Annotated in this window: 4 protein-coding genes and 1 pseudogene; all 5 read right to left on the bottom strand. The window is 73.9% G+C overall.

Features of this window, described 5'->3' with window-relative positions; all coding sequences use genetic code 11:
* Positions 1-142: 142 nt before the first annotated feature.
* Positions 143-1,042, bottom strand: coding sequence for a phosphoribosylaminoimidazolesuccinocarboxamide synthase (locus ABZ646_RS36860; protein WP_360529107.1), 900 nt, complete (start codon positions 1,040-1,042; stop codon positions 143-145).
* Positions 1,043-1,134: 92 nt separating this feature from the next.
* Positions 1,135-2,625 carry a N,N-dimethylformamidase beta subunit family domain-containing protein gene (locus tag ABZ646_RS36855; protein WP_360529104.1) on the bottom strand — a complete coding sequence of 497 codons (1,491 nt, stop codon included), beginning with the start codon at positions 2,623-2,625 and terminating at the stop codon, positions 1,135-1,137.
* A gap of 251 nt (positions 2,626-2,876) precedes the next feature.
* Positions 2,877-4,862: a hypothetical protein gene (locus ABZ646_RS36850; protein WP_360529101.1), complete on the bottom strand. Its 1,986-nt coding sequence runs from the start codon at positions 4,860-4,862 to the stop codon at positions 2,877-2,879.
* A 296-nt stretch (positions 4,863-5,158) separates the two neighbouring features.
* On the bottom strand, positions 5,159-6,412 hold the full coding sequence (gene purD / locus ABZ646_RS36845; protein ID WP_360529098.1) for a phosphoribosylamine--glycine ligase: 1,254 nt from the start codon (positions 6,410-6,412) through the stop codon (positions 5,159-5,161).
* 85 nt (positions 6,413-6,497) lie between these two features.
* Positions 6,498-6,778: pseudogene (locus tag ABZ646_RS36840) on the bottom strand (DNA polymerase III subunit gamma and tau); the annotation flags it as partial.

Genomic DNA, 6,778 nt, shown 5'->3' with positions numbered 1-6,778 from the left:
GTAGCTCAGTTGGTAGAGCGCAACCTTGCCAAGGTTGAGGTCGCGAGTTCGAGCCTCGTCGTCCGCTCGGGAAAAGACCCCGGTCCACTGGACCGGGGTCTTCTTCGTGCCAGGGGCTGCCGCGGCAGCCCCTGGTGCGGCACTAGGCCCAGCTCTGGCCCGTCAGGCGCTCGTACGCCTCGATGTACTTCGCGCGGGTCGCCTCGACCACCCGCTCGGGCAGCGCCGGCGGGGGCTGTTCGCTGCTGCGGTCCCAGCCGGACTCGGCCGAGGTCAGCCAGTCGCGCACGTACTGCTTGTCGAACGACGGCTGGGCGCGGCCCGGCTGCCACTCGTCGGCCGGCCAGAACCGGGAGGAGTCCGGGGTGAGGACCTCGTCGGCGAGGACCAGAACGTCGTTGTCGAAGCCGAACTCGAACTTCGTGTCGGCCAGGATGATCCCCCGGTCCCGGGCGATGTCCCGGGCGCGGCCGTACACCGCGAGGGTGGCCTGGCGCAGCTGCGCAGCCGTCTCGGCGCCGACCTGACGGGCGACCTCCTCGTACGACACGTTCTCGTCGTGCTCGCCGACCTCGGCCTTGGTGGCCGGGGTGAAGATCGGGCCGGGCAGCTCGGAGCCGTCGACCAGGCCCTCGGGCAGCGCGAGCCCGCAGACCGTACGGGACTCCTGGTACTCGGCGAGGCCCGAGCCGGTGAGGTAGCCGCGGGCCACGCACTCGACCGGGAGCATCTTCAGGGACTTGCAGACCAGGGTGCGGCCCGCCCAGTCGGCGGGGGCGCCCTCGGGCAGCTCGGTGCCGATGACGTGGTTCGGGACCAGGTCGGCGAGCTTGTCGAACCACCACAGGGAGAGCTGGGTGAGTACCCGGCCCTTGTCGGGGATCTCGGTCGGCAGCACCCAGTCGTACGCGGACAGACGGTCGCTGGCCACCATCACGAGGTCGCCCGCCTCGTTCTGGTACAGCTCGCGCACCTTGCCGGTGTGCAGATGCACCAGACCCGGGACCTCTACGGGCTCGGGCTTTTCGACGAATCCGGACACGGTTCCTCCCCGTGGTTCTGTACAGATGCCCTCGATTCTCCCGTATGCCGGGCCGGGGACGGACACGGGGGCCGCGCGGACTCCTGTGCGGGTCAGTCGCGTTTGCAGATCCGGTCCAGGAGGTTGGCGGTGGCGCGCTGGACACGGGAGTCGATGTGGCCGGGGCGGTCCAGGGCCGGGGACCAGGCGAAAGTCCCCGCGGCGAAGACCAGTGCGCCGGAGGGGGCGCGGTAGAGCGAGGTCTCCTGGTGGCGGAGGACACCGTCGTTGTCCGTGTAGGGGGAGTGGGCGAGCAGGATGCGCTCCTCGTGCTCGGGCAGCGCGGTGCGCGGGAAGTAGCGGTCGGCCTCGCCCGCCACCAGCCCCGGGAGTTCGTCGCCGTCGTGGGCGCCGGTGGCGTCCCAGAGCCAGTGGCTCGCGTTGCGCACGATCAGCGGGGACGGCTCGGGCACCCGGCCCGCGTACTGGATGCCGACCGTCTGCTGTTCGGGCCGGTCGATCTCGCGCCAGAGCACGGGCTTCCCCGGACCCTTGCGTTTTCGGCAGGTCAGCAGGCGGTCCGCGACCCCGGACGGGGAGGGCCCCAACTCCACCTGCCAGTACATGGTGTTGGCGGAGAGGAAGACGAGGCTGGTGCCGCTGTCCCGGGCCAGCTCGACCGTACGGCGCATCCGCGCCGACCAGTACTCGTCGTGGCCCGGGAAGACCAGGCCCCGGTAACGGGTCGGGTCGACGCGGCCGGCGTGCAGGTCGCGGGCGTCGGCGTAGGCGATGTCGTAGCCGTAGCGCTCGGCCCAGCGGATGAAGTCGTAGGCGTGCCCGACGTGCAGGGGCAGGCCCGCGCCCGCGTACGGCCGGTCGAAGGAGACGGTGGTCGCCGCGTCCGCCTCGCCGAGCAGCCGGCCCCGCTCGTCCCAGGCGTGGTAGAGGCTGGCGCCGGTACGGCCGTCCTCCGGGTAGAGGTTGTAGGCCTGCCAGGTGATGTCGGGCAGCAGGAGCAGCAGGTCGGCCGGGTGGTTGTCGCGGACCGTGAAGGGGACGTGGGAGCGGTAGCCGTCGACCGTGGTGAGGACGGCGACGTACGCGCCGATGCTCCAGTACGACGGCACCTGCAGCCGCCAGGACAGCCACCAGTGGTGACAGGAGACCGTGCGGTCGGCGGCCAGCGGGGGCGGCTGCACGATGCCGGACAGCCGGGGACTGGTGGTGATCTTCGCCGCGCCGTCGCCGTCGTAGTGGCCGATGCGGTAGATGTCGACGCTGAACTCCTGCGGCGGGTCGACCGTGATGTGGAAGTCGACGGCCTCGCCGGGGGCGACCGCGCCGGTCGAGGTGAACCCCTTGATCTGACGGTGCACGTCGTCCGCCGAGCGGGGGCCGACGGCTTTGCGCGGTGCGGGGATCCGCGGGTTCCCGCCGGTCGGCTGGACGCCCTGGTCCACGTACCACGGGACGACGTGTCCGGTGTCGTCGAAATACGTCTCGCTGCCGCGCAGCCAGGGGACCGGCCCCAGGCCGAAGGGGTCCGTGACGGCGTGCGCGAGTGCTCCCGACTCCCAGCGGCGGATGTGGTCCGATGCCATGGTGGCTCCCCTCCCTCGTGCCCCCGTGAGGTGTGCTGATACGAGTCGATGTGCGCTTGCTGTTCGGGCGGTGACCGTGGCGCCTGTCCTCGTGTCGCCTCGTGCCGGTTGCGTTTGTCTTATGTCGGGTGCGCTTGCCATTCACCGAACGGTCCAAGCACATCACATAACGCACGCGTCCTGTCACGGTTCGTTGCGAATTTGCCTGAAGTGGAACAGTTCGCTCCGCTAAGGCGTCGGAACACCCCAGGTCAGACCAGCCGGACCGGCTTCTCGGGGCGTATCCCGGACTTGACCAGCCAGGCACGTAGCGGGGCCGGGTCTCCCTCCTCGATGAGGCTGAGGACTCTGGGCGTCAGGTCGGCGGCCCGCTCGCCGTCGACCAGCAGGGACGGGCCGTCGAGCCAGTCCAGGCCGGGGGTGGCCCCGGCGGTGTCCATGGCCGCGCAGCACACCATCGCCTTGACGTGGTCGGCGAGGAGTTCCCGGGCGGTGCGCGGTGGCTGGAGCGGGAAGAGGGGCAGCGCGCCGTCGTCCCAGAGGGGGCTGCCCAGGCCCGCCTGTCCGGCGGGGGTGGCGGAGCCGGGGCGGGCGGCAGCGGTGGCGGTGGCGCCGGTGGCCTGCTCGCGTTCCTCCCGGGCGAGAGCGGCGGTGAGACCGGCGGCGAGAGCGGCACTGCGCTCGGTACCGGTGGGCTCGTCGTCGTAGGCCTGGGGGTGCTCGGCGAGGGCCGCTTGGTGTTCGTCGTAGGTCGGAGGGCGGTCCGCGGCGGCCGGGAGGTGTTCGTCGTGGGTCGGAAGGTGTTCGGGGTGGGGCGGGGGGCGGTCCGCGGCGGCCGGAGTGGGTTCGTCATGGGGCGACGGGGGCTCGTCGCCGGCGGGAGGGCGTTCGCCGCGGAGCGAGAGGGGCTCGGCACAGGGCGCGCAGGGCGGGGAGGGTGCGGCGCGGTCGGGGGCGGCCGGTGGGGCGGTCAGGTGGTCCAGGACGCGGGCCAGGGTGGGGCCACCGGGGTCGGGCGCGCCGGGGTCGAGGGTGGCCCGCACGCCGAGGGAGTCCAGGACACGGTGCAGCCTGGCCGCCTCCGTCCGCCAGGTGCGGTCGACGACCTCGTCCGGATACTCCCGCCAGTCCACCGGCGCCCAGGCCGGGCCGGGCTCGGCGGGGCCGCCGTGGAAGAGGCGGGCGGCGAGCAGCGAGGCGGCCTCGTCCACCAGCCCCGGCTCCTCCAGCAGGTCGCAGGCCGGCCGCTCGCCCAGCCGGGAGGCGAACCCCTCGGCCAGCCGGTCCCGCCGGGACAGCTCGGTGAGCGCCGCGACCACGCCCGCGTCCAGCCGGGAGGGCCAGCGGCCCATCCGCCACGCGGGCAGCGCGACCCGGGTGAGCAGCCGGTCCCAGCCCGCGTACGCCAGGCCGACCTGCTCCTGGGCGACGATCCGCAGCCCGTAGTCCACGGCCTGGGCGCGCTCCGCCGCGGCCGCGGCCACCCCGCGCTCCATGAGGGCCGCGTGCTCCCGGCAGCCGCGCAGCAGCAGCCGGGCCACCCAACCCACTCCCCCGCACAGCAGACGGGCCGCCGGGCGGCGCGGGGACGTCGAGACGGCCACCGCGGCGTCGAGACCGCGGACGAAGCGGCGGGCGGCCGCTATGTCGGGGTGCGCCGAGGGTCCCGTACCGGCGACGACCGGGGCGAGGACCGCGCGGAGCTCGCCCACGCGCATCCACCACAGGAACGGGGAGCCGATGACGAGGACGGGCGCGGCCGGGGTACGGCGGTGCGCCCCTGGGTCGCCCAGCTCGTCGCCGCCGCGCGGGGCGGGCGGGCCGTGCGCCGGGTGGGTCCGGTCCTCCAGCCAGCTGTCGCAGTCCGGGGTGAGCGCTATCGCGGAGGGCGCCGGGACGGCCAGGCGGTCGGCGAGGTCGCGGACCATCCGGTACAGGTCCGGGGCGGACCCCTCCGGGATCGGGACCGTGGGTGTCACGGCCGGCCGGGCGCGGGCCACGACCACGGCGACACCGGCGGCGGCCAGCAGGACGACCAGGGCGAGCACGCCGACGACCCAGCGGGCGGTGTCCCAGCCCCGGCCCACGAAGTGGCCGGTGGAACCGCCGGCCAGCAGGATCACCGCGGCCGCCGCCGGGAGCAGCGCCACGGCCAGGGCACGGCCGCGGACGCGCAGCACGGCGAGCGCCCGCGTGCGGGCCGCCTGTGCCCCCGCCTCCACACCGATTCCGGTCACGACCGGAGCTCACCCCCTCCCTGCTGTCCTGGCGCTGTCCTGGCTGTTGCTCACTCCCCCACTGTGGCACCCGTCACTGACATCGCAATGCCGGTGGGCCAAGTGCCGGAATCCTTGCGCCGCACCCTAGTTGGGGCCCCGGCCCCCGTCAGCCGGATGGGGCATCGGTCACTCGATGGAATGGCTTTGGTCAGAGGTGATCGACAGACAGCAAGGATCAGGCCCCGGATTTCGGGTCCGGGGCCTGATCAGGAACGAGCGGGTCGAGAGGGTGCGGAAAACACTGCTGCCGGGCCTCAGGCCCCGGCCGCCGCCTTCGCCGCGATGTCCGTACGGTGCTGGGAGCCGTCGAGGCCGATCCGGGCCACGGCGGTGTACGCGCGTTCCCGGGCCTCGGCCAGATCGGTGCCGGTCGCGGTCACCGAGAGGACCCGGCCACCGGCGCTGACGACCGCGTCACCCTCGTACTTCGTCCCCGCGTGCAGGACGTAGGCGTGCGGGGCGTCCTCGGTGGCCACCGCGGCGAGGCCGGTGATGGGGTCGCCGGTGCGCGGGGTGCCGGGGTAGTTGTGGGAGGCGACGACGACGGTGACCGCCGCGTCCTCGGTCCAGCGCAGCGGGGGCAGGTCGGCGAGGGTGCCGGTCGCGGCGGCCAGCAGGACCCCGGCCAGCGGCGTCTTCAGCCGGGCCAGGACCACCTGGGTCTCCGGGTCGCCGAAGCGGGCGTTGAACTCGATGACCCGGACACCGCGTGAGGTGATCGCGAGGCCGGCGTAGAGCAGCCCGGAGAACGGGGTGCCGCGCCGCCGCATCTCGTCCACGGTCGGCTGGAGAACCGTCTCCAGGACCTCGTCCACCAGCTTGGGATCGGCCCAGGGCAGCGGGGAGTAGGCCCCCATGCCGCCGGTGTTCGGGCCCTCGTCGTCGTCCAGGGCGCGCTTGAAGTCCTGGGCGGGCTGGAGCGGAAGGACCGTCTCGCCGTCGGTGATCGCGAAGAGGGAGACCTCGGGGCCGTCGAGGAACTCCTCGATGACCACCCGCTCGCACCCGGCGGCGTGCGCCTTGGCGACGTCGAGGTCGTCGGTGACGACGACGCCCTTGCCGGCCGCGAGCCCGTCGTCCTTCACGACGTACGGCGCCCCGAAGGCGTCGAGGGCCTCGGCGACCTCCTCGGCGTTCGTGCAGACGTACGAACGGGCGGTGGGCACTGAGGCCCCCGCCATCACGTCCTTGGCGAACGCCTTGGACCCCTCGATCCGCGCGGCTTCCCCGGAGGGGCCGAAGACCGGGATGCCCGCCTCGCGCACGGCGTCGGCGACCCCGGCGACGAGCGGGGCCTCCGGGCCGACCACGACGAGGTCGGCACCGAGTTCCCGGGCCAGGGCGGTGACGGCGGCGCCGTCGAGGGCGTCGACCGGGTGCAGCTCGGCCACCTCGGCGATGCCGGCGTTGCCGGGGGCGCAGTACAGCGCGGTGACGTCGGGATCGAGGGACAGGGAGCGGCACAGGGCGTGTTCGCGGGCGCCGCTGCCGATGACGAGGACCTTCACGGGGCCAGCGTAGCCGGGCGGGTCGGCTGGAGGTTCCTCCAAGGGTGGGGACGGCCGACGCGACCGCCTTCCCCGGGCCCCCTCGCTACTCGTTCCGGATCTCCTCCACCACGGTCGCTCCCAGCTCCCGCACGATCAGTTCGGGACCGGAGAGGGCCGACTCGTCGAGGTCGGGGTCGTCCTCCTCCGGGATGTCGTCCTCGGGGGACACCGGGGGCGGTTCCGGGGCGCTGGGCGGGGGCGCGGCGGGCGTCGGGGCGGCCGCCGGTGCCTGGGCCGTCGCGGTGGGCGGCGAAGGCGCGGGCTGCGGGGACGCCGGGCGGCCCGGCCCGGCTGCCCGGTGCTCGACGTCACCGACGCCGGTGC

It is taken from the genome of Streptomyces sp. NPDC007162 (assembly GCF_040634175.1).
Taxonomy (GTDB): domain Bacteria; phylum Actinomycetota; class Actinomycetes; order Streptomycetales; family Streptomycetaceae; genus Streptomyces.
Note: the sequence above shows the minus strand (reverse complement) of the source record. Positions and strands in the feature narration are given on the sequence as shown.